Here is a 21,121-nt window from a genome sequence, read left to right on the forward strand (position 1 = left end):
AAAACGCTCGGCTGGAAAACCCCAGCCGAGCGCCTGCGTGATCTACTGACGACCACGTAAGCCATCAGGTGTTGCGAGGACCCCAAGAATCCGCCCTTCGCTCACAGGGGTCTCCTTCGTGGCCGGGAGTCCGCGCCCGGGCGGACGCGCGTCCGGTGTGACCGTGCGTGTCCGGACGGCCGCGTGACCGGACGGCCGCCCGATCACGCCGCCTGACCGCGTGCCCGTCTGACCGCGTGCCCGTCTTCCGGGCTCCCGCACCCGGACTCCCGGCGCGGAGCGGGTCCTGCGGCGGAGACGGCGGTGCGGCTCCGTCAGCCGGTGACCACCGACACCTCGCCGATGCCCAGGGCCCGTACCGGTTCCTCGATCCGGGACGCGTCGCCGACCAGGATCGTCACCAGCCGGTCCTCCGGGAAGGCGTTGACCACCGCGGCGGTCGCCTCGACCGTGCCGGTCTCGGCGAGCCGGGCGTACAGATGCGCCTGGAAATCGTCCGGGAGGTGCTGCTCGACCTGGTCGGCGAGGGTGCCGGCGACGGAGGCCGCCGTCTCGAACTTCAGCGGTGCGACGCCGACGAGGTTCTGCACCGCCGTCTCGCGCTCCTCGTCGGTCAGCCCTTCGGCCGCCAGGGTGCGGAGAACCGTCCACAGGTCCTCCAGCGCCGGTCCGGTCGACTCGGTGTCCACCGAACCGCTGATGGCGAGCATCGCGGCGCCGGTCGCGCCCGTGACCGAATCCGGCGCCGACGACCGCAGCACCTGGGCGAAGGCCCGCACACCGTAGGTGTAGCCCTTCTCCTCCCGCAGCACCCGGTCCAGTCGGGACGTGAGCGTGCCGCCCAGGCAGTACGTGCCGAGCACCTGGGCCGGCCACACACTGTCGTGCCGGTCGGCTCCGATCCGGCCGATCAGAAGCTGCGTCTGCACCGCGCCCGGACGGTCGACGACGACCACGCGCCCGGTGTCGTCGGCCGTGATCGGCGGTACCGGACGCGGCTCGGCGGTGTTCCCGGACCAGTCGCCGAGGGTGTCGGCGAGCAGGGTCTCCAGGTCGATGCCGGTCAGGTCGCCGACGATCACCGCGGTCGCCGCGGACGGCCGGACGTGGGCGTCGAAGAAGGCCCGCACCGCCGCCGCGTCGATCCGCTCCACCGTCTCCTCGGTGCCCTGGCGCGGTCGCGACATCCGCGACGTGACCGGGAAGAGCTCCTTGGAGAGCTGCTTGGCCGCACGCCGGGCCGGGTTGGCCTGCTCGTGCGGGATCTCGTCGAGCCGGTTGCGCACCAGCCGCTCGATCTCGCTGTCGGCGAAGGCGGGCGCGCGCAGCGCCTCGGCCACCAGCCCGAGGGCCTTGCCCAGCCGGGACGCCGGAACCTCCAGGGAGACCCGGACGCCGGGGTGGTCGGCGTGCGCGTCGAGCGTGGCACCGCAGCGCTCCAGCTCGGCGGCGAACTCCTCGGCGGTGTGCTTGTCGGTGCCCTCGGACAGGGCCCTCGACATGATCGTGGCCACGCCGTCGAGGCCCTCGGGCTCGGCGTCCAACGGTGCGTCGAGGAAGATCTCGACCGCCACCACCTGCTGGCCGGGACGGTGGCAGCGCAGCACCGTGAGGCCGTTGGGCAGCGAACCCCGGTCCGGCGCGGGGAAGGCCCAGGGACGGGCGACGCCGGGGGTCGGCTGCGGGTGGTACTGCATCGAAACTCCGGTCGCGGCAGCCTCGGTCACTTGTCCGCTCCTTCGTGCGCGTCGGTGTCGGCGGCGTCGGCCGCATCGGTGTCCGCCGCGTCCGCGGACTCGGCAGGTTCGACCGGTTCGTAGACCAGCACCGCCCGGTTGTCGGGCCGGAGCTGGGCCCGGGCGACCGACTGGACCTCCTCCGCCGTGACATCGAGAACCCGCTGCACGGCGGTCAGGGCGAGCTGGGGGTCGCCGAACAGCACGGCGTACCGGCAGAGTTCGTCGGCACGGCCCGCGACCGTACCGAGCCGGTCCAGCCACTCGCGTTCCAACTGGGCCTGGGCGCGTTCCATTTCCTCGGGCGTGGGCCCCTCGGCGGCGAACCGGGCAAGCTCCTCGTCGACCGCGGCCTCGATCTGCGGGACCTCCACCCCGCCGGACGTCTTGACGTCCAGCCAGCCGAGCGACGGGGCGCCGGCCAGCCTCAGCAGACCGAACCCCGCCGCCACGGCCGTGCGGTCGCGGCGCACCAGCCGGTTGTGCAGCCGCGACGACTCGCCGCCACCGAGCACGGTCAGCGCGAGGTCCGCCGCGTCGCACTCACGGGTGCCGTCGTGCGGCAGCCGGTAGGCGGCCATCAGCGCCCGCGCCGGGACCTCCTCGCGCACCTCCTCCCGCAGCTGCTCGCCGATGGTCTCGGGCAGCGCGCCGTCGCGCGGCGGCTGCTTCCCGTCGTGGGAGGGGATGGAGCCGAAGTACTTCTCGATCCAGGCGAGCGTCTGCTCGGGGTCGATGTCGCCGACCACGGAGAGCACCGCGTTGTTGGGCGCGTAGTACGTGCGGAAGAACGTGCGCGCGTCATCGAGGGTGGCGGCGTCCAGATCCGCCATCGAGCCGATCGGCGTGTGGTGGTAGGGGTGCCCCTCGGGGTAGGCGAGCGCCGTCAGCTTCTCGAACGCCGTGCCGTAGGGGACGTTGTCGTAGCGCTGACGCCGCTCGTTCTTGACGACATCGCGCTGGTTCTCCATGGACTCCTCGTCGAGCGCGGCGAGCAGCGAACCCATCCGGTCCGCCTCCAGCCAGAGCGCCAGCTCCAACTGGTGCGCGGGCATCGTCTCGAAGTAGTTGGTGCGCTCGAAGCTGGTGGTCCCGTTGAGCGAACCGCCGGCCCCCTGCACCAGCTCGAAGTGTCCGTTCCCCTTCACCTGACCGGAGCCCTGGAACATCAGGTGCTCGAAGAGGTGAGCCAGCCCGGTGCGTCCCTTGACCTCGTGGCGCGATCCGACGTCGTACCAGAGGCAGACCGCGGCGACCGGGGTCAGATGGTCCTCGGAGAGCACCACGCGCAGGCCGTTGGCCAGACGGTGCTCGGTCGCTGTCAAGCCGCCGGAGCCGGCCTGGGCTGTGGCCGTGTGACCCATGGGCATGTACGTCCCTTCGATCGCGTTTCTGGTTTTCGTGCGAGACCTGCCACTGTAAGCAAGCGCACGTACACCTGGCGAAGTTCCCATACCGCGGAAGTTTCGCGTGAAAGAGGGGCGCGCACCCGGCGCGTCCTCTTCGGAGCACGTCTGCAACCCTGGCACGTCCCCCTCGGAACGCCGCCTCGGAGCTTCCCGGAACGGCGCCGCCGGCCTCCTCCGCACGGGCGGGAACGACGCTTGGGACGGGTCGAGGTCGGCGTTGTCAGTACGGCGGTCCACAATGGTCCGCGTCAGAACCTGAGGTTGCCCGAACAGAATCCGTGAAGGAGTCGCAGCAGCGATGGCCCGCCGCAGCACGAAGACCCCGCCGCCGGACGACTTCGAGGAGAAGATCCTCGACATCGACGTCGTCGACGAAATGCAGGGCTCCTTCCTTGAGTACGCGTACTCGGTGATCTACTCACGGGCCCTGCCGGACGCCCGTGACGGCATGAAGCCGGTGCACCGCCGCATCGTGTACCAGATGAACGAGATGGGCCTGCGCCCCGACCGCGGCTTCGTGAAGTGCGCGCGTGTCGTCGGCGAGGTCATGGGCAAGCTGCACCCGCACGGCGACGCCTCGATCTACGACGCGCTGGTCCGTCTGGCTCAGCCGTTCTCCATGCGGCTCCCCCTGGTCGACGGCCACGGGAACTTCGGCTCGCTCGGGAACGACGACCCGCCGGCCGCCATGCGGTACACCGAGTGCCGGATGGCCGACGCGACGTCCCTGATGACGGAGTCGATCGAAGAGGACACCGTCGCCTTCCAGTCGAACTACGACGGCCAGGAGAAGGAACCCACCGTTCTCCCGGCCGCTTACCCGAACCTCCTGGTCAACGGCTCGTCCGGGATCGCCGTCGGCATGGCGACGAACATGCCGCCGCACAACCTGGGCGAGGTCATCGCCGCCGCCCGCCACCTGATCAGGCATCCGGGCGCGGACCTGGAGACCCTGATGCGGTTCGTGCCCGGTCCCGACCTGCCGACCGGCGGCCGGATCGTGGGCCTGGGCGGCATCAAGGACGCGTACGCCAAGGGACGCGGAACGTTCAAGATCCGCGCGACCGTCGCCGTGGAGGACGTGACGGCGCGCCGCAAGGGCCTGGTCGTCACCGAACTGCCCTTCGCGGTCGGCCCGGAGAAGGTGATCGCCAAGATCAAGGACCTGGTCGGGTCGAAGAAGCTCCAGGGCATCGCGGACGTGAAGGACCTGACCGACCGCGAACACGGCCTGCGCCTGGTCATCGAGGTGAAGAACGGCTTCGTTCCGGAAGCCGTTCTGGAGCAGCTCTACAAGCTGACCCCGATGGAGGACTCCTTCGGGATCAACAACGTGGCACTGGTCGACGGGCAGCCGCTCACGCTCGGCCTCAAGGAGCTGCTGGAGGTCTATCTCGACCACCGCTTCGACGTGGTGCGCCGGCGCAGCGAGTTCCGCCGGGGCAAGCGCCGGGACCGGCTGCACCTGGTCGAGGGGCTGCTCGTCGCGCTGCTCGACATCGACGAGGTCATCCGGCTCATCCGGTCCAGCGACAACTCGGCGCAGGCGAAGGAGCGGCTCATCGGCCGCTTCTCCCTGAGCGAGATCCAGACGCAGTACATTCTGGACACCCCGCTGCGCCGGCTTACCAAGTTCGACCGGATCGAGCTGGAGAGCGAGCGGGACCGGCTCAACAGCGAGATCGACGAGCTGACCACGATCCTCGAATCGGACACCGCGCTGCGCAAGCTCGTCTCGTCCGAACTGGCCTCGGTCGCCAAGAAGTTCGGCACCGAGCGGCGTACGGTGTTGCTGGAATCGGCCGGTACGCAGGTCGCGTCGGTACCGCTGGAGGTCGCTGACGACCCGTGCCGGGTCCTGCTCTCGTCCACCGGTCTGCTGGCCCGTACCGCCAACGACGACCCGATCGTCTTCGCCGAGGACGCCAAGCGCGCCAAGCACGATGTGATCGTGTCCGCCGTGCCCGCGACGGCCCGCGGCGACATCGGTGCGGTGACGTCGGCGGGACGGCTGCTGCGGCTCGCGGTCATCGATCTGCCCCAGTTGCCGGACACCCACGCGGCTCCCAATCTCTCGGGCGGGGCGATGGTCTCGGAATTCCTCACGCTGGAGAGCGACGAGGAGGTCATCTGCCTGACCACCCTGGACGAGGCATCCCCCGGTCTGGCGATCGGCACCCTTCAGGGGATCGTCAAGAGAGTGGTGCCGGACTACCCGGCCAACAAGGACGAGCTGGAAGTCATCACGCTCAAGGAGGGCGACCGCATCGTCGGTGCGGCGGAGTTGCGCACGGGCGAGGAGGATCTGGTCTTCATCACGTCCGACGCGCAGCTGCTGCGCTACCCGGCGGCGCAGGTGAGACCGCAGGGCAGGCCCGCCGGCGGCATGGCGGGGGTCAAGCTGACGGGGGACGCCTCGGTGATCTCGTTCACCGCGGTGGATCCCGCGGTGGACGCGGTGGTGTTCACGGTGGCGGGTTCGCACGGCACGCTGGACGACTCGGTGCTGACATCCAAACTCACCCCGTTCGACCAGTACCCGCGCAAGGGCCGGGCCACGGGCGGGGTGCGCTGTCAGCGTTTCCTCAAGGGTGAGGACGTCCTGGTGTTCGGCTGGGCGGGCGCCACGCCCGCGAGGGCCGCGCAGAAGAACGGCACCCCCTCCGAGCTGCCCGCGCCGGACCCGCGGCGCGACGGCTCGGGGGCGCCGCTGGCCAAGCCGGTCGCGGTGGTCGCGGGCCCGGTGTAGGCGTCGTGCCCGGCGGCGGACGGACCGGCGGCCCGGCCGCTACCCGTCGTCGCCGGGCCCGCGCACGTACCTCAGGACGCCCCACATGCTCCGTTCATGTGCGGCGTCCTGTGCCGTCCGCGCCACCGAAGGGGTGGTCGCGCGGCAGGCGGTCAGCTCCTTGTTCAGGGCTTCCGGGTCGATGCCCGAGCCGATCAGCACCAACTGGGTGAGCCGCGGTTCGTCGCGGGCCCACGGCCGCGGCTCGAACCGCAGGAACCGGCCGACCGCGTGCAGAACGTACGTGTTGGCGCGGTCGCCCGGCCCGAAGTCGACGAACCCCTTGATCCGGTACAGCCCCTGGGGCCGGGAGTCGAGAAACTCCATCAGCCGCCGGGGGTCCATGGGCACGTCCGCGGTGAAGGACAGGCTCTCGTACGCGGCGTGCGGGTGGTGCTCGTGGCCCGTACCGTCCTCTCCCCCGGCCCGTTCCGCCAGCAGCAGGTCCTCGAACGTGAGCTGGAGCGCCTTCTGCTCGCCGTCCGGGCGCAGCGACGGGTCGAAGAGCAACTCGGGGTCGATGCGCCCGTAGGTGGTGTCGATGACGGCGGCCGTACCGCGGGCCGCCGTACCGTCGGTGCCCGGTGCGCCGGGCACGGCGACGGCGTCGCGGAGGCGTGCCAGTTCCTCCTGCCCGACCCGGTCGGACTTGTTCAGGACGACGAGATCGGCGACGGCGAGGTGGCGGTCGATCTCCGGATGGCGCTGTCGCGTGGCCTCGAACTCCGCCGCGTCGACGACTTCCACCAGCCCGCCGTACACGATGTGCGGATTGTCGCTGGCCAGCAGCATCCGGACGAGTTCCTGCGGCTCCGCCAGCCCACTGGCCTCGATGACGATCACGTCGAGGCGGGCGGACGGGCGGGTGAGCGTCTCCAGGAACGTGTCGAGATCGCTCGCGTCGACCGCGCAGCACAGGCACCCGTTGCCCAGAGAGACCGCTGAGCCGACCTGTCCCGAGACCGTCATGGCGTCGATCTCGATGGCGCCGAAGTCGTTGACGATCACGCCGATCCGGTTCCCCGCGCGGTTGGCCAGGAGGTGATTGAGCAACGTCGTCTTGCCCGATCCCAGGAACCCCGCGAGGACGACGACCGGGATCTGCTTCTTGCGGGGCGGGGGCGACGGGTTCAACGGGAACCTTCCTCGGGGGGCGTCAGGGTGCCGGGACCGGCTGCGGCGGGGGTGTGCCGACGTATCGGGCCGCCGGACGGATGATCTTCGAGTCCTCCGCCTGCTCCAGGATATTGGCGCTCCAGCCGACCACTCGCGCCGCGCAGAACGTCGGCGTGAACATCTCCCGCGGAAGCCCGCACAGCTCCATGACGACGCCCGCGTAGAACTCCACGTTGGTGTGGAGTTCGCGGCCGGGCTTGAGCTCGGCGAGGATCGTCTCGACCTGCCGCTCCACCTCGACGGCGAAGTCGACGAGCGGGCCGCCGAAGCTCCGGGCGATGTCCCGGAGCATGTGTGACCGGGGGTCCTCGGTGCGGTAGACGGGGTGGCCGAAGCCCATGATCCGTTCCCCCGCGAGCACGTGTTCGCGGATCCAGCCGTCGATGCGGTCGGGGGTGCCGATGGCGTCCAGGGTGTCGAGGGCCCGGCTGGGTGCCCCGCCGTGCAGCGGCCCGGAGAGGGCTCCGACGGCCGCCACCAGGCAGGCCGCGACATCGGCACCGGTGGAGGCGACGACCCGGCCGGTGAACGTCGAGGCGTTGAAGCCGTGGTCGATCGTGGAGATCAGGTATTGCTCCACGGCCCTGGCGCGTGCCTCGTCCGGCACGGACCCGGTGAGCATGTAGAGGTAGTTGGCCGCGTAGGGCAGATCGTCGCGCGGCTCGACCGGTTCGAGCCCCCGGCCGAGCCGGTGCAGCGCGGTGAGCACGGTGGGAACGGCGGCGCAGGCGATGAGGGCGTCATCCCGCCGCCGGTCGGCGTCGATGTCGTACACCGGCCGGAAGCCCGCCGAGGCGCCGAGGAGCGAGAGGGCGGTGCGCAGACCGGCCAGCGGGCCTGAGGCGGCCCCCGCACGGGCTATGGCGGGCAGGGCGTCACGCACCTCCGCGGGCAGCCGTCGCAGCGAGGCGGTCCGGGCGGCGAACTTCGCACGGGCGTCGGCGTCGGGCAGTACGCCCTCGGACATCAGGTGCCAGACATCCTCGAAACCGCGGGTCCGCGCGAGTTCGATCGCCGAGTACTGCCGGTAGTGGTAGAAGCCCTCGCGGCCGCGAACGTCACCGAGGGCGGTCTCCGTGACGACGACACCGGCGAGGCCCCGGGGTACGTCGAGCGCGTTCGGACCGGTCGTGGTCGGCATGTCTTCCTCCATGAGCAGGTGTACCGGGCATCGAAGTTGATTCGACCATCCATGCTTGACTTACTTGTTGTCAATATTGATTGAATCAACATAGGTACGGTTGACGACATGAAGGATCAAGCACCTCCCGGCGATATCCCCGAGGCGACGGCCCCCCGCCGGCTCAGCACCCAGGAGACGGCCGAGCGTCTCGGGGTGAAACCCGAGACGGTGTACGCCTATGTCAGCCGGGGCCAGTTGGACAGCCGGCGTGCTCCCGGCGGGCGCGGCAGTACGTTCGATGCCGCGGAGGTCGACGCGTTGGCCCGGCGCACGGGCCGCCGGGCCCCCTCCCCCGCCTCCGGTGAACTGGTCTTCCGTACCGGCATCACCTTGATCGAGGACGACCGCTGCTACTACCGCGGGGTCGATGCCACCGAACTGGCCGGGCGGTACACCTACGAGGAGGTCGCCGAATGGCTCTGGACCGGTGAACTGCGGCCAGGAATGCGGTTCGCGGCACCTGCGGAGGCTCTGGCCGCGGCGCGTCGGGCGGTCGACGCGCTGCCCTCGCACAGCGGTTCCACGGATCGGCTGAGGGGGGCCGTGGTCGCCGCGGCGACAGCCGACCCGCTCCGGTTCGACCTCTCGCGCGAGGCGGTGCTCGCGAGTACCCGGAGCCTGATCCCGACCCTGGTCGGCGCGCTTCCCCGGGTCGGAGGTGCTGCGGCGGCGGACGGCCCGTCGGACGACGCGGACGACGCGGACGAGGGGCGGGACGCTGACGGCGGGGCCGCACTGGCCCGACGCCTCTGGCCGAAGCTCACCGCCCGCCCGGCCGACGGGCCGTCGATCGCCGTGCTGAACACCGCGCTCGTCCTGCTGATCGACCACGACCTCGCGGCCTCGACCCTGGCCGCCAGGGTCGCCGCGTCCGCGCATGCCCACCCGTACGCGGTGGTCTCGGCGGGCCTCGGTGTTCTGGAGGGCCCCCTGCACGGGGCCGCCAGCGGCCTGGCGCACCGGATGCTGGCCGAGGTCCTGGACCGGGGAAGCGCCGTCCCGGTGGTCGCGGACCACCTCCGCGCCGGACGGCGGGTGCCCGGACTCGGTCACCGGCTCTACGTCTCCGAGGACCCGCGGGCGCGTGCCCTCTTCGCCCTGCTGGCCGACGTGCCTCAGGCGGCTCCCGCGCTCGCCGCCGCACGGGACGTGGTCACCACGACCGCCCGCCACGCCCCCCTGCACGCCAATGTCGACCTGGCGCTCGCGGTCCTCTCGGTCTCCTCCGGCATGGCGGCGGAGGCGGGCGAGACGGTGTTCGCGGTGTCACGCACGGCGGGCTGGATCGCGCACGCACTGGAGGAGTACGGCGAGCGTCCGCTGCGCATGCGCCCCAGCGGCCGGTACGAGGGACCCCGCCCCCCGCGTCCGCTCCCCACGGTCATGGACGAACCGCCTCGATGACGCCCCGGCTCTCGGAGGACCCCCTTGTCACACCGCCCCGGCACCGGTGAGCGCACGGACCTCGGTCTCCGCGTGCTTGGCGGCGTCGGGCGGCTCCGCCGAGGTGACCGTTCCGACCCAGCCGGCCAGAAAGCCCAGCGGAATCGAGATCAGGCCGGGGTTCTCCAGGGGTACGAGCTGGAAATCGACGCCCGGGAACAGCGAGTCGGGACTGCCCGACACGACCGGCGAGAACACCACGAGCAGCACGGCGGGGATCAGGCCGCCGTAGACCGACCAGACCGCTCCCCGGGTAGTGAAACGTCGCCAGAACAGGGAGTAGAGCAGCACCGGAAGGTTGGCCGAAGCGGCGACGGCGAAGGCGAGCCCCACCAGGAACGCCACGTTCAGGTCCTGGGCGATCAGGCTGAGTCCGATGGCGATCGCCCCGATCCCCGCCGCGGCCACCCGGGCCACGGTGACCTCGCTGTACCGCCTGGAGCCCGAGCGCCGGAGCGAGGCGTAGAGGTCGTGGGCCACCGAGGCCGACGAGGCGAGAGTGACCCCAGCGACAACGGCGAGAATGGTCGCGAAGGCGACCGCGGCGACCACCGCGAACAGAATCGTCCCTGCGGTGGACCCCTCGCCTCCCCCGATGACCAGGGCCAGCAGCGGAACCGCCGTGTTGCCCGCCGGATTCGACTCCCTCACCTCGGCCGAGCCGACGAGTGCCGCCGCCCCGAACCCCAGCACGATCGTCATCAGGTAGAAACTGCCGATGAGTCCGATCGACCAGACGACCGACTGACGGGCCGCACGGGCGGTGGGCACGGTGTAGAAGCGCGACAGGATGTGCGGCAGCCCCGCCGTACCGAGTACCAGGGCCAGCCCCAGGCTGATGAAGTCGATGCGGGCCGTCCAGGTTCCCCCGTAACGGAGCCCCGGCGAGAGGAACCTGCTCCCGTGTCCGCTCCGTTCGGCCGCGGAATCGAGCAGGGCGTTGAAGTTGCCGTGGAAATGGACAAGGACGAGCACGGTGAGCACGACCGCGCCGACCGTCAGGAGCACGGCCTTGACGATCTGGATCCAGGTGGTGGCGCGCATGCCCCCGAGCGACACGTAGATCACCATGAGTGCCCCTACCCCGATGACGGTCCAGGAGCGGGCGGCACCGCTCGTACCGCCGAGCAGCAGGGCGACCAGGCTGCCCGCGCCCACCATCTGCGCCACCAGATAGAGCACGGAGACGGTGACGGACGACGCACCCGCGGCGATCCTGACCGGGCGCTCCGCCATCCGCGCCGCCACCACGTCGGCCAGTGTGAATCTGCCGCAGTTCCGGACGAGTTCGGCGACCAGCAGGAGAACCACGAGCCAGGCGACGAGGAATCCGACCGAGTACAGCATGCCGTCGTAGCCGAAGAGGGCGATCAGTCCGGAGATGCCGAGGAAGGAGGCGGCCGACATGTAGTCGCCCGCGATGGCGAAACCGTTCTCCATCGGAGAGAAGAGCCTGCCGCCCGCGTAGAACTCCTCGGCCGATCCATGCCGACTCCGGCTCACCCAGGTGGTGATGGCGAGTGTCACCGCGACGAAGACGCTGAACAGCACGAGGGCCAGCGTCTGGTGGTTCCCGTTCAACGTCCCACTCCCCGCGTCATCTCCTGGGTCTCCCAGCGCAGTTCGAGTGCGGCCCGGTCTCGGCGCAGGCGCGCGTGCCGCGCGTAGGCCCAGGTGAGGAGGAACGTCGTGAGGAACTGCGCGAGCCCGGCGATCATCGCCACATTGACCGATCCGGCCACCGGCCGGGCCATCAGCCCGGGTTCGGTGATCGCCACGACGACGTAGGCGAGATACCAGGCGAGAAAGGCGAAGGTTGCCGGAATGACGAATCGCCGGTACCGGCGGCGCACCTCCTGGAAGGCCCCGCTGCGCTGCACCTCCAGATAGATTTCGGCCGCGCTGTGACCGTACCGCGGCTCCGCGGGACCCGACGGTCCGGCAGGAGCCGGAATCCACGCACCGTCCGGCTCGCCCCGGCCGGAGGCGAGTGTGTCGTACCACGGGTCGTCGCGCCGCACCGTTGCGGCATCGCGCCCTGCTTCCTTCTCCACCGAACAACTCCCCTTGTCCACGGACCACTTCGGCCGCGTACCCAAGAATGGGCAGATCGGGAAGTTCTCGGGCAGTTCATTCGTCGGTGTTCACCTCATCAGGTGACAGCCCGTCCGGGCGGCTGTGCGATGCCCCGAACGTACGCGTAGCGAACTGCCTGTGCCCGGTCACGCACTCCGGCCTTCGCGAAGAGGTTGTTGATGTGGCTCTTCACCGTGGCCTGCGAGATGTGCAGCCTGCGCGCGATCTCCGGGTTGGACAGCCCTTCAGCGATCAGCTCCAGCACCTCCAGCTCACGTGGCGTCAGGCCGTCGGGCAGCTCCGGATCGAAGGGTGGGGCGGACGGCGTTGACGACGTCGTGACGCGTTCCAGGAGCCGACGCTGCACGGAAGGCGCGAAACCGGCCTCGCCCGACAGCACCGCCTGAATGGCCCGCACGATTTCCTCCCCTCCCGCGTCCTTGGTGAGATAGCCCCGCGCACCGGCCTGCAGCGCGGTGAAGAGCGAATCGTCGTCGGCGAACGTCGTGAGCACGACCACCTGGGTCCCCGGATGATCGCGACGAATCCGCCGTGTCGCCTCCGCCCCGTCGCAACGGGGCATCCGCAGGTCCATCAGGACCACATCGGGCGCCAGTTCGGCCACGAGCGCCACTGCCTCCTCGCCGTCCTTCGCCGATCCGATCACCTCGACTCCGGGCAACAGCCCCAGCAGCATCACGATCCCTTCGCGCACCACCGACTGGTCATCGGCGACCACCACCCGCGCGTTCACGTGGGCACCCGCAGACTCACCACGAAACCCTCCTCTCCGGAACCGGCCTCCAGCGTCCCGCCCAGAAGTTCGGCCCGCTCCCTCATCCCCAGCAGACCGTATCCGGAGCCACTGCGCGCGAGCTCTCCCTCCGGCCTGTGCCCGCCCGAGTCCCGTACCTCCAGGGCGACTTCATCCGGCAGATATTCCAGCCGCACGATGACCTCGGCCCCCGGTGCGTGCTTGCGCACGTTGGTCAGTGCCTCCTGCGCCACCCTACGGACCGTCTGCGACACCTCGGCGGTCAAGGGCCTCCGTTCACCCATCATGCTGATCTTCGCGGGCTCGGACGCCACCAGTTGTCGCAGGAAGTCCTCCATCGGGGACATCTCCCCCCTGAGCGCCGAGAGTGCCTGGCGGGTCTCCGCAAGCCCGTCGCGCGCCATGGAACGTGCAGCCACCACCCGCTCCAGCACCCGGTCGCGGAACTCCCCCGCGGGCTCGCGCTCGATCAGTATCCGCGCCGCCTCCAGATGGACCAGTTGCGCGGAGAGGCTGTGGGCGAGCACATCGTGGATCTCCCTGGCGATTCTGGCCCGTTCGTCAAGGGCGGCTGTCCGGGCCTCCGCGGCGTGCGCCGCTCGTTCCTGGGCGAGGAGCCGCTGCGCGTTGCCACGGGCCTCGGCGTCCAGTCGGATCACATAGCCGGTCAGACAGAGGCCTGTCGTGGTCATGGCCGTGGCCAGCCAGCCGTCGGTGTTGACAGCCGCGTAGGCGCCGAGCGCGACGGCCGTGGCGGGGACACCCGCCATGAGCGGCAGTCGCTCCAGAGCGGCGACCGCGCACCCGCACCACAGAATCATCGCGGGTAGACCGGCACCCGCGTGCTGCGCGCCGAACGCCGCAGCCATCAACAGAGCCAACAGTCCCAGTGAAGGCCATAGCAGGTGCTCCAGACTGGTTCGGAAGAACGCTCTCACGGCGACCACACAGGCCGGCACGCCCATCAGCCCGACCACGATCTGCCAGGGGCCGAACCGTCCGTCGGCGAAGGTGCCCCAGAGCATGGCGAGAAGCAGCGCCAACCGCACGGACCAGGTGAGCACCTTGCGCGGGCGGGTGCGGACCTCCGCCGAGAGCGCTTCCCGGGAAGGCCAGCTCGTCCACGTCGTGCGCGTCATGCCCGGCCCTTCCCCGCCCCCTGCGACGACAACGCCCCGGTGGGTCCGCCGCCGTACGCCGGACGCAACTGCCCGGCCCTCCACATCAGCACGCCACTGTGCACCGCCAGTGTCACCGCGAGCGTCGCCATCAGCACCGTGGTGCCCTGATGTATGCCGAGCGCCGCGGCGGCCCCGTACAAGGACGCCCGCAGCGCCAGTCCTCCGGTCCAGACGAAGAGGCTCGCCCTGGTTCCCCGGCTCCAGAGCGAGCCGTCCGCCTCGTGCCAGAGCCGGGAGGTCCACGCCCAGGCCGCGCCGGTCACCAGGCCCACGGCCAGCTCCGCCCCCAGGAACAGCACGGAAAGCATCCCGTGATGTGGATCGACCGGCCCGGGCCCGCGGAGCGAGACGACGAGAAGAACACCCGGCAGGACCCACCGCCGTCGGTCGTCGGAGATCCGCCGTGCCGTGCACTGGCGGACCAGGACGACGGCGACGACAGCGACGATCACCAGGATGCTGACGAACCCCGACATGGCTGCCTCCGTGATGCGGGAAGGTGGGACGCCTTCGACGCTACGGAACCGACCGGGACGGTGGATCGGCCCAGGGGTTGATCACGGGTGGAGACGCCGCCTCCACCCACGGGTGGAGACGGGCCGACGGCGAGGGTGGGGCGGCATCGCTCAGGCGTCGATGCGCGAGCGGTCGAGCGTGGCGGCCGAGCTGGTGATGAACTCCTTGCGCGGGGCCACTTCGTTGCCCATCAACAGGTCGAAGACCTGCTCGGCCGCTTCCAGATCGCCGATGTTGATCCGCCGCAGGGTGCGGTGACGGGGGTCCATCGTGGTCTCCGCCAGCTGATCGGCGTCCATCTCGCCCAGGCCCTTGTAGCGCTGGATCGAGTCCTTGTACCGGATGTTCTTGCGCTGCAGCTCCAGCAGCCGCTGGCGCAGTTCGTTGTCGGAGTACGTGTAGATGTACTTGTCCTGGCCCTTCTTGGGCTGGACGAGCTCGATCCTGTGCAACGGGGGCACGGCCGCGAAGACCCGGCCCGCCTCGACCATGGGCCGCATGTAGCGCTGGAACAGCGTCAGCAGCAGAATGCGGATGTGCGCGCCGTCGACATCGGCATCCACCAGCAGAACGATCTTCCCGTAGCGAGCGGCGTCGATGTCGAAGGTCCGCCCGGAACCGGCTCCTATGACCTGGATGATCGCACCGCACTCGGCGTTCTTCAGCATGTCCGACACGGACGCCTTCTGCACATTGAGGATCTTGCCCCGAATCGGCAGCAGGGCCTGGAACTCACTGTTCCGTGCGAGCTTGGCCGTACCGAGCGCGGAGTCGCCCTCGACGATGAAGAGCTCGCTGCGATCGACGTCGTCGCTGCGGCAGTCCGCCAGCTTCGCCGGCAGCGAGGAGGACTCCAGCGCCGTCTTCCGGCGCTGTGCGTCCTTGTGCTGGCGAGCCGCGATGCGGGTGCGCGCGGCCGCCACGGCCTTGTCCAGGATCGCTCGCGCCTGCGCCTTGGCATCACGCTTCGTCGAGGTCAGGAACGCCTTGAGCTCCTTGGCCACGACGTTGGCGACGATCCGGTTCGCCGCCGAGGTGCCGAGCACCTCCTTCGTCTGCCCCTCGAACTGCGGCTCGGCAAGCCGGACGGTGACGACCGCAGTGAGGCCCTCCAGTGCGTCGTCCTTGACGATGTCGTCCTCGGCCACGCGGAGAAGCTTCGCGGAACGCAGCGCTTCATTGATGGTCTTGGTCACGGAACGTTCAAATCCGGTCACATGCGTGCCGCCCTTGGGCGTGGCGATGATGTTGACGAAGGACTTGATGTTGCTGTCGTACCCGGTACCCCAGCGCAGCGCGATGTCGACCCCGAGCTCTCGGGTGACCTCGGTCGCCGTCATGTGCCCGCGCTCGTCCAGGACCGGCACGGTTTCCTTGAACGTGCCCTGCCCCGACAGGCGCAGCACGTCGCAGACCGCCTTGTCCTGGGCGAGGTACTCGCAGAATTCGCTGATCCCGCCGTCGAAGTGGAAGGTCTCCTCGGTCCTGTCCTCGCCGTCGAGACCGCGCTCGTCACGGACGACGATCGTGAGGCCGGGGACGAGGAAGGCCGTCTGCCGCGCCCGCTGGTAAAGCGTCTCCAGGCTGAGCTTGGCGTCCTTGAGGAAGATCTGCCGGTCCGCCCAGTAACGCACCCTGGTGCCGGTACGGGCCTTCGGCACCCGCTTGCCCTTGACCAGGCCGTTGCCCGGATCGAACGGGCTCTCCGAACCCTGCTCGGTGAAGATTCCCGGCACTCCGCGCCGGAAGCTGATCGAGTGTGTCGCGCCGTTGCGGTCGACCTCGACGTCGAGCCGGGCCGAGAGCGCGTTGACCACGGAAGCGCCCACACCGTGCAGTCCGCCCGACGCGGCGTAGGAACCACCGCCGAACTTTCCGCCGGCGTGCAGCTTCGTCATCACGACCTCGACGCCGGACAGGCCCGTCTTCGGCTCGACATCGACCGGGATGCCGCGCCCGTTGTCGCGGACCTCCACGGAGTTGTCGTCGTGGAGAACGACCTCGATGCGGTCGCAGTAGCCTCCGAGCGCCTCGTCGACGGAGTTGTCGATGATCTCCCAGAGGCAGTGCATGAGGCCGCGGCTGTCGGTGGACCCGATGTACATCCCGGGGCGCTTGCGGACCGCTTCGAGCCCTTCGAGTACGAGGAGGTGCCGCGCAGTGTAGTTGGAACCGTCTCGGTCTGCTCCGGTCAGCAGCGCAGTGGACGGCACGGACGTATCGGCGGTCACGCGGTTCGCTCCTCGCTGAATTTCATTTGGGGCCCGGATGGGTAACGGGCTTGGCTACGGTCGCCGCTGAGAGGGTACCGAGGCCAGGTAGAGCGGTTGTAACGCCACCCTCGGAGAACCCTCACAGTAGTCCAGCTTCGCATACACGTTCGATCCGTTGCGGCAGTGACGTGCACATCACGTTCCCTTCCGCGCATGAACCATTTAGGCTCCGGGCACGTCCTCATGAACAAACCGGCAAGCCGGCCGGGAGGATCGATCCACCAAAGACAAGCAACGCGAACCCGTAGCGCTACGCAATACGGCACATTCGCCGCCAACCGGCAACAGACAGCCATCTTGAGAAGAAGTTTCGAAGAAAAGCCACGAGCGGGAACGTTTTCGGCCTGGTTGGATGTTGACCCTGGTACGACAGCTCGTCGAGCTAGAGAAGAGGCGACGTGACTACTGTTCTGACCCCCGCGAGCCCGCTGACCGCAGCAGACCGCTGTGACCGTTGCGGCGCCCAGGCATATCTGCGCGTCGTCCTGATCAGCGGCGGTGAACTGCTCTTCTGCGCCCACCATGGGCGCAAGTTCGAGCCGGAACTCAAGAAGATCGCCGCGGAAATACAGGATGAGACGGACCGGCTGACGGCTGCGCAGGCCCACGCCGCCGAAGAGGAACAACGCTGACGCCTCACATCCACGACGAGCCAGGGCCAGGTCCCGGACCTGCCGACGGGCGGCTTCCCGAGAGGAGCCGCCCGTTCTCGCGTTCGTGTCCGGGCCGCTCAGACAGCCCCCGGAATCCAGCCGATGGCGGCCGAGACGCGGGTGTACACACCGGGGCTTCCCGGTCGGCCGCAGCCATTCCCCCAGGACACCAGCCCGATGAGCCGCCCACGGGCCACCAGCGGCCCGCCGCTGTCGCCCTGGCATGCGTCGTACCCGCCCTGCGGTTCACCCGCGCAGAGCATCGCCGAGGCGGCGTAGGCGCCGTTCCTGCCGCCCGGGTAGGCCAGCTCGCACATGCGGTCCGACAACACGCTCACCTTCGCGGAGCGGAGTGACGACGCGTAATCGCTGTAGCCGGTCGTGTCACCCCATCCGTAGACCACTGCCGCCGTACCGGGCTCGTACACGGCGTCCCCGGATGCGGCCATCGGAATCACGCTCTTCGCGGGAAGCGGTTCGGCCAGGGTGAGCACCGCCACGTCTCCCGCGTTCGTCGCGGGGTCGAATCCGGGATTGCTCCACGCGGCCTGCACCGGGATCTCCTTGCCGCCGCTTCCACGCAGGCTGTCCCGCCCCACGATGACCTTCAGGTCCCGCACTTTGCCGACATCGACTCCGAGTGCCGCACGACTGAGGCAGTGCGCGGCGGTGAGCACCTTCTTCGGAGCCACCACGGCACCCCCGCAGAACTGACCGGCGCGCGTCTCCCCGAAGCGTTCCCGGCTGGACAGCGCCACAACCCAGGGGCTGTCCTCGACATGCGCCGGCTGGCCGCCGATGACGATGCTGTCCGCGGTGGCGGATTCGAACGGTATGGCGGTCGCTGCGGCGGTCAGGGCGAGCGCCCCGATCATGGCGCGGAAGACGGTACGGGACATGCGCACTCCTGACTCTGTGGTGAACCTCTCCCACCCAGAGTCATCCGAGCCGCCACCGACCGCACCCTCAGATAGGCCGAGGGCCCGGCCCCCACGGGGTCCGGGCCCTCGGCCGGAAATTCCTGCGACTCAGTCGAGGTAGTCGCGCAGCACCTGCGAACGCGACGGGTGGCGCAGCTTCGACATGGTCTTCGACTCGATCTGACGGATGCGCTCACGCGTCACGCCGTAGACCTTGCCGATCTCGTCCAGTGTCTTCGGCTGACCGTCGGTGAGCCCGAAGCGCATCGAGACCACGCCCGCCTCACGCTCGGAGAGCGTGTCGAGGACCGAGTGCAACTGCTCCTGGAGGAGTGTGAAGCTGACCGCGTCGGCCGGGACGACCGCCTCGGAGTCCTCGATCAGGTCACCGAACTCACTGTCCCCGTCCTCACCCAGCGGGGTGTGGAGGGAGATCGGTTCACGACCGTACTTCTGGACCTCGATGACCTTCTCGGGGGTCATGTCGAGTTCCTTGGCCAGCTCCTCCGGCGTGGGCTCACGGCCCAGGTCCTGGAGCATCTGGCGCTGCACACGGGCGAGCTTGTTGATGACCTCGACCATGTGCACCGGGATACGGATGGTGCGGGCCTGGTCGGCCATGGCGCGCGTGATCGCCTGACGAATCCACCAGGTGGCGTACGTGGAGAACTTGTAGCCCTTGGTGTAGTCGAACTTCTCGACCGCGCGGATCAGGCCGAGGTTGCCCTCCTGGATCAGGTCGAGGAAGAGCATGCCGCGGCCGGTGTAGCGCTTGGCCAGCGACACCACGAGACGGAGGTTGGCCTCCAGCAGGTGGTTCTTGGCCCGGCGGCCGTCCTCGGCGATGATCTCCAGCTCACGCTTGAGTTTCGGCGCGAGCTTGTCGGAGTTCGCCAGCTTGTCCTCGGCGAAGAGACCTGCCTCGATGCGCTTGGCGAGCTCGACCTCCTGCTCGGCGTTGAGGAGGGGAACCTTGCCGATCTGCTTCAGGTAGTCCTTGACCGGGTCCGCGGTGGCACCGGCGACGGCGACCTGCTGCGCGGGCGCGTCGTCCTCGTCGTCGTCGGAGAGGACGAAGCCCTTGTTCTCGCCCTCGCCCTCCTCTTCCTCGCCCTTGCCGATCTTGACGTCCTCGACCACCTCGTCGCCGTCGAGGAGTTCGTCGTCCTGCTTTCCGGACTTCTTCGTCGCTGTCTTCTTCGCCGCCGTCTTCTTCGCGGCGGTCTTCTTTGCTGTCGTCTTCTTGGCCGCCGCCTTCTTCGCGGGCCCGGCCGGGGCGGCGTCGTCCGCCACCGCGTCCACGGTCCCTGTCGACGGGGCGGCAGTGGCCGCGACGGTCCTGGTCACGGTCGTCTTGGCCGCGACGGTCTTGGTGGCGGTGCGCTTGACCGGGCTCTTCGCTGCGACGCTCTTGCGGGCACGTTTGGACGGCTCCGCGGCACTGACCATCAGCGTCACACCCTCTTCCTCGAGGATCTGGTTGAGGCTGCGCAGAACATTCTTCCACTGGGTTGGCGGAATCTGGTCAGCCTCGAAGGCCCGACGCACGTCATCGCCGGCGATCTGCCCATCAGCCTTTCCCCGCTCGATGAGCGCCATCACAGACTCGGACTCGGCGATCTCCGGCGGGAGCGTACGGGATGTGCTGGCCGACACGAACAACCTCTCGGAACGATGGAAACGGCTTCCGACCCGGCCCATGGGAGGGCTCGAGCCGACGACCGTCGGGCTGGGAATGTACCGACGGCGCGGGTTTGGCCTCAGAACTGCACAGCGCACTGAACGGCTGCTGTATTCCTTCCGTGGCGGTCACCTCTTAGGTCATCGCGCTGTTTCGAGGAGTGTTACGCCCAATCCGCGTGGCCCGAGTCACACCTCATTTGCGACGAAAGGGATCAAGGGTGCCATAACGTCACAATCGCGCCGCCGGGCCGCTCAGGGCCCGGCGACATCCGGCTCGCGCACCCGACCGCGCCGCGTTCAGTGCTCGCGGGGAGCGGGCACGACCCGTTCCACCTCGGGGTGGACGACGAGCAGTTGGCGCATGGCGGCCTCGGCGCCCGCCGCGTCACCGGACGCAAGGGCGTCGACGATCCGGGCGTGGTGACCGAGGGACGCCTCGGTGGGGCGGTCACAGCCGGTGACGGGGCCGCCGGAGACCTGCAGGGCCGCCGCGACGATGCCGGACAGGTGCTCCAGCATGCGATTGCCCGCGGCCTGGATGAGCAGCGAGTGGAACTCCGCGTCGGCCCGGGAGCAGGTGATCATGTCGCTCTGGCCGAGCGCGTGCCCCATGATCTCGACCATGTCGGCGAGGCGCTGCTGGAGGTCCTCACGGCCGTGGCCCGCCGCAAGACGGGCCGCGAGCGGCTCGATGGTCCATCGGAGCTCCCCCAGCTCGCGCCGCTGGTCCTCGCGCTGCGGCCCGAAGGCACGCCATTCGATGATGTCGGGATCCAGCAGATTCCAGTCGCTGACGGGGCGGACCCGGGTACCCACATTGGGGCGGGCACTGACCAGGCCCTTCGCCTCCAGGACGCGCAGCGATTCGCGCACGACGGTGCGGGAGACCTCGAAACGCTGCCCGATCTCCTCCGGCACGAGGGGGCGGTCGGCACCCAGGTCACCCGAAACGATCATCTGGCCCAGCTGCTGAACGAGTTGGCCGTGGAGGCCGCGCCCCCGGCTGGCCGAGCCCCGTCGGCCGGCCCGGCCGAGCTCGACGTCGGACCCCTCCCAGGAACGCAGAGCGGCACGCTCGCCGGCCGGCGCCTCCGTGTACGAGTAGCGGTCGAGTTCACCCGGGCCGGCGAGGCCGGAGTCGGCGGAACGGGCGGCGGTCATCATGGTGTGCGCAAGGGTACTCACGCATCCTTTGTCGGCGCCGGTCCGCCACCCCTTGAGGTCTTTGGTGAAAAGCACACGAAAGGGTGATCGGCACCCGCCCCCCAATTGACGCCTTATCGCTGCAATTCAGGCATTTTCAAGGAAG

General features: G+C 69.5%; 16 protein-coding genes. 3 read left to right on the plus strand and 13 right to left on the minus strand.

The genetic code is table 11. The features are described 5' to 3' along the window. Positions 1–314 precede the first annotated feature (314 nt). Positions 315–1,697, minus strand: coding sequence for a M16 family metallopeptidase (locus ACF1CT_RS31680; protein WP_391787516.1), 1,383 nt, complete (start codon positions 1,695–1,697; stop codon positions 315–317). A 26-nt stretch (positions 1,698–1,723) separates the two neighbouring features. Then, a complete protein-coding gene (locus ACF1CT_RS31685; RefSeq protein WP_391787438.1) occupies positions 1,724–3,106 on the minus strand; it encodes a M16 family metallopeptidase in 1,383 nt (460 codons plus the stop codon). 337 nt (positions 3,107–3,443) lie between these two features. Here ACF1CT_RS31685 and ACF1CT_RS31690 point away from each other — a divergent pair, with 337 nt between their 5' ends. After that, on the plus strand, positions 3,444–5,894 hold the full coding sequence (locus ACF1CT_RS31690; protein ID WP_391787439.1) for a DNA topoisomerase (ATP-hydrolyzing) subunit A: 2,451 nt from the start codon (positions 3,444–3,446) through the stop codon (positions 5,892–5,894). A 39-nt stretch (positions 5,895–5,933) separates the two neighbouring features. Here ACF1CT_RS31690 and ACF1CT_RS31695 read toward each other — a convergent pair whose 3' ends face one another. Beyond that, positions 5,934–7,067 carry a CobW family GTP-binding protein gene (locus tag ACF1CT_RS31695; protein ID WP_391787440.1) on the minus strand — a complete coding sequence of 378 codons (1,134 nt, stop codon included), beginning with the start codon at positions 7,065–7,067 and terminating at the stop codon, positions 5,934–5,936. 22 nt (positions 7,068–7,089) lie between these two features. Further along, on the minus strand, positions 7,090–8,250 hold the full coding sequence (locus ACF1CT_RS31700; protein ID WP_391787441.1) for a citrate synthase/methylcitrate synthase: 1,161 nt from the start codon (positions 8,248–8,250) through the stop codon (positions 7,090–7,092). Positions 8,251–8,358: 108 nt separating this feature from the next. Between ACF1CT_RS31700 and ACF1CT_RS31705 the strand changes: the two genes are divergently transcribed. Then, complete coding sequence (locus ACF1CT_RS31705; RefSeq protein WP_391787442.1) at positions 8,359–9,696, plus strand: citrate/2-methylcitrate synthase; 1,338 nt, start codon at positions 8,359–8,361, stop codon at positions 9,694–9,696. A 27-nt stretch (positions 9,697–9,723) separates the two neighbouring features. Here the strand turns inward: ACF1CT_RS31705 and ACF1CT_RS31710 are convergent, their stop codons facing one another. The 6 genes from ACF1CT_RS31710 to ACF1CT_RS31735 form a co-directional block, all read right to left on the minus strand. After that, positions 9,724–11,316 (minus strand): cation acetate symporter, encoded by a 1,593-nt coding sequence (locus tag ACF1CT_RS31710; RefSeq protein WP_391787443.1) that lies wholly within the window; start codon positions 11,314–11,316, stop codon positions 9,724–9,726. Next, complete coding sequence (locus tag ACF1CT_RS31715) at positions 11,313–11,756, minus strand: DUF485 domain-containing protein (protein ID WP_391787517.1); 444 nt, start codon at positions 11,754–11,756, stop codon at positions 11,313–11,315. Before ACF1CT_RS31715 ends, ACF1CT_RS31710 begins: the two co-directional genes overlap by 4 nt. A 131-nt stretch (positions 11,757–11,887) precedes the next feature. Beyond that, positions 11,888–12,565, minus strand: a complete 678-nt coding sequence (locus ACF1CT_RS31720) for a response regulator (RefSeq protein WP_391787444.1) — start codon at positions 12,563–12,565, stop codon at positions 11,888–11,890. Continuing rightward, positions 12,562–13,725 (minus strand): sensor histidine kinase, encoded by a 1,164-nt coding sequence (locus tag ACF1CT_RS31725; protein WP_391787445.1) that lies wholly within the window; start codon positions 13,723–13,725, stop codon positions 12,562–12,564. Before ACF1CT_RS31725 ends, ACF1CT_RS31720 begins: the two co-directional genes overlap by 4 nt. Beyond that, positions 13,722–14,243, minus strand: coding sequence for a DUF1453 domain-containing protein (locus ACF1CT_RS31730; RefSeq protein ID WP_391787446.1), 522 nt, complete (start codon positions 14,241–14,243; stop codon positions 13,722–13,724). Before ACF1CT_RS31730 ends, ACF1CT_RS31725 begins: the two co-directional genes overlap by 4 nt. Before the next feature lie 150 nt (positions 14,244–14,393). Then, positions 14,394–16,514, minus strand: coding sequence for a type IIA DNA topoisomerase subunit B (locus tag ACF1CT_RS31735; protein ID WP_391787447.1), 2,121 nt, complete (start codon positions 16,512–16,514; stop codon positions 14,394–14,396). Between the two features lie 440 nt (positions 16,515–16,954). Between ACF1CT_RS31735 and ACF1CT_RS31740 the strand changes: the two genes are divergently transcribed. Then, entirely contained in the window at positions 16,955–17,188 is a 234-nt protein-coding gene (locus ACF1CT_RS31740; RefSeq protein ID WP_391787448.1) for a hypothetical protein, read from the plus strand. Between the two features lie 98 nt (positions 17,189–17,286). Here the strand turns inward: ACF1CT_RS31740 and ACF1CT_RS31745 are convergent, their stop codons facing one another. The 3 genes from ACF1CT_RS31745 to ACF1CT_RS31755 form a co-directional block, all read right to left on the minus strand. Next, a complete protein-coding gene (locus ACF1CT_RS31745) occupies positions 17,287–18,108 on the minus strand; it encodes a S1 family peptidase (RefSeq protein WP_391787449.1) in 822 nt (273 codons plus the stop codon). Positions 18,109–18,237: 129 nt separating this feature from the next. Further along, on the minus strand, positions 18,238–19,785 hold the full coding sequence (locus ACF1CT_RS31750) for an RNA polymerase sigma factor (RefSeq protein ID WP_391787450.1): 1,548 nt from the start codon (positions 19,783–19,785) through the stop codon (positions 18,238–18,240). 324 nt (positions 19,786–20,109) lie between these two features. Further along, complete coding sequence (locus ACF1CT_RS31755) at positions 20,110–20,997, minus strand: FadR/GntR family transcriptional regulator (protein ID WP_391787451.1); 888 nt, start codon at positions 20,995–20,997, stop codon at positions 20,110–20,112. Positions 20,998–21,121: the final 124 nt, after the last annotated feature.

Origin of the sequence: Streptomyces sp. NPDC014734 (genome assembly GCF_043083325.1) — a bacterium.
GTDB lineage: Bacteria > Actinomycetota > Actinomycetes > Streptomycetales > Streptomycetaceae > Streptomyces.

Bases quoted from the DNA above. Each gene is read 5' to 3' on its own strand.
- ACF1CT_RS31680 (WP_391787516.1), bottom strand. From the start codon at position 1,697: ATGCAGTACCACCCGCAGCCGACCCCCGGCGTCGCCCGTCCCTGGGCC.
- ACF1CT_RS31685 (WP_391787438.1), bottom strand. From the start codon at position 3,106: ATGCCCATGGGTCACACGGCCACAGCCCAGGCCGGCTCCGGCGGCTTG.
- ACF1CT_RS31690 (WP_391787439.1), top strand. From the start codon at position 3,444: ATGGCCCGCCGCAGCACGAAGACCCCGCCGCCGGACGACTTCGAGGAG.
- ACF1CT_RS31700 (WP_391787441.1), bottom strand. From the start codon at position 8,250: ATGCCGACCACGACCGGTCCGAACGCGCTCGACGTACCCCGGGGCCTC.
- ACF1CT_RS31705 (WP_391787442.1), top strand. From the start codon at position 8,359: ATGAAGGATCAAGCACCTCCCGGCGATATCCCCGAGGCGACGGCCCCC.
- ACF1CT_RS31725 (WP_391787445.1), bottom strand. From the start codon at position 13,725: ATGACGCGCACGACGTGGACGAGCTGGCCTTCCCGGGAAGCGCTCTCG.
- ACF1CT_RS31730 (WP_391787446.1), bottom strand. From the start codon at position 14,243: ATGTCGGGGTTCGTCAGCATCCTGGTGATCGTCGCTGTCGTCGCCGTC.
- ACF1CT_RS31745 (WP_391787449.1), bottom strand. From the start codon at position 18,108: ATGTCCCGTACCGTCTTCCGCGCCATGATCGGGGCGCTCGCCCTGACC.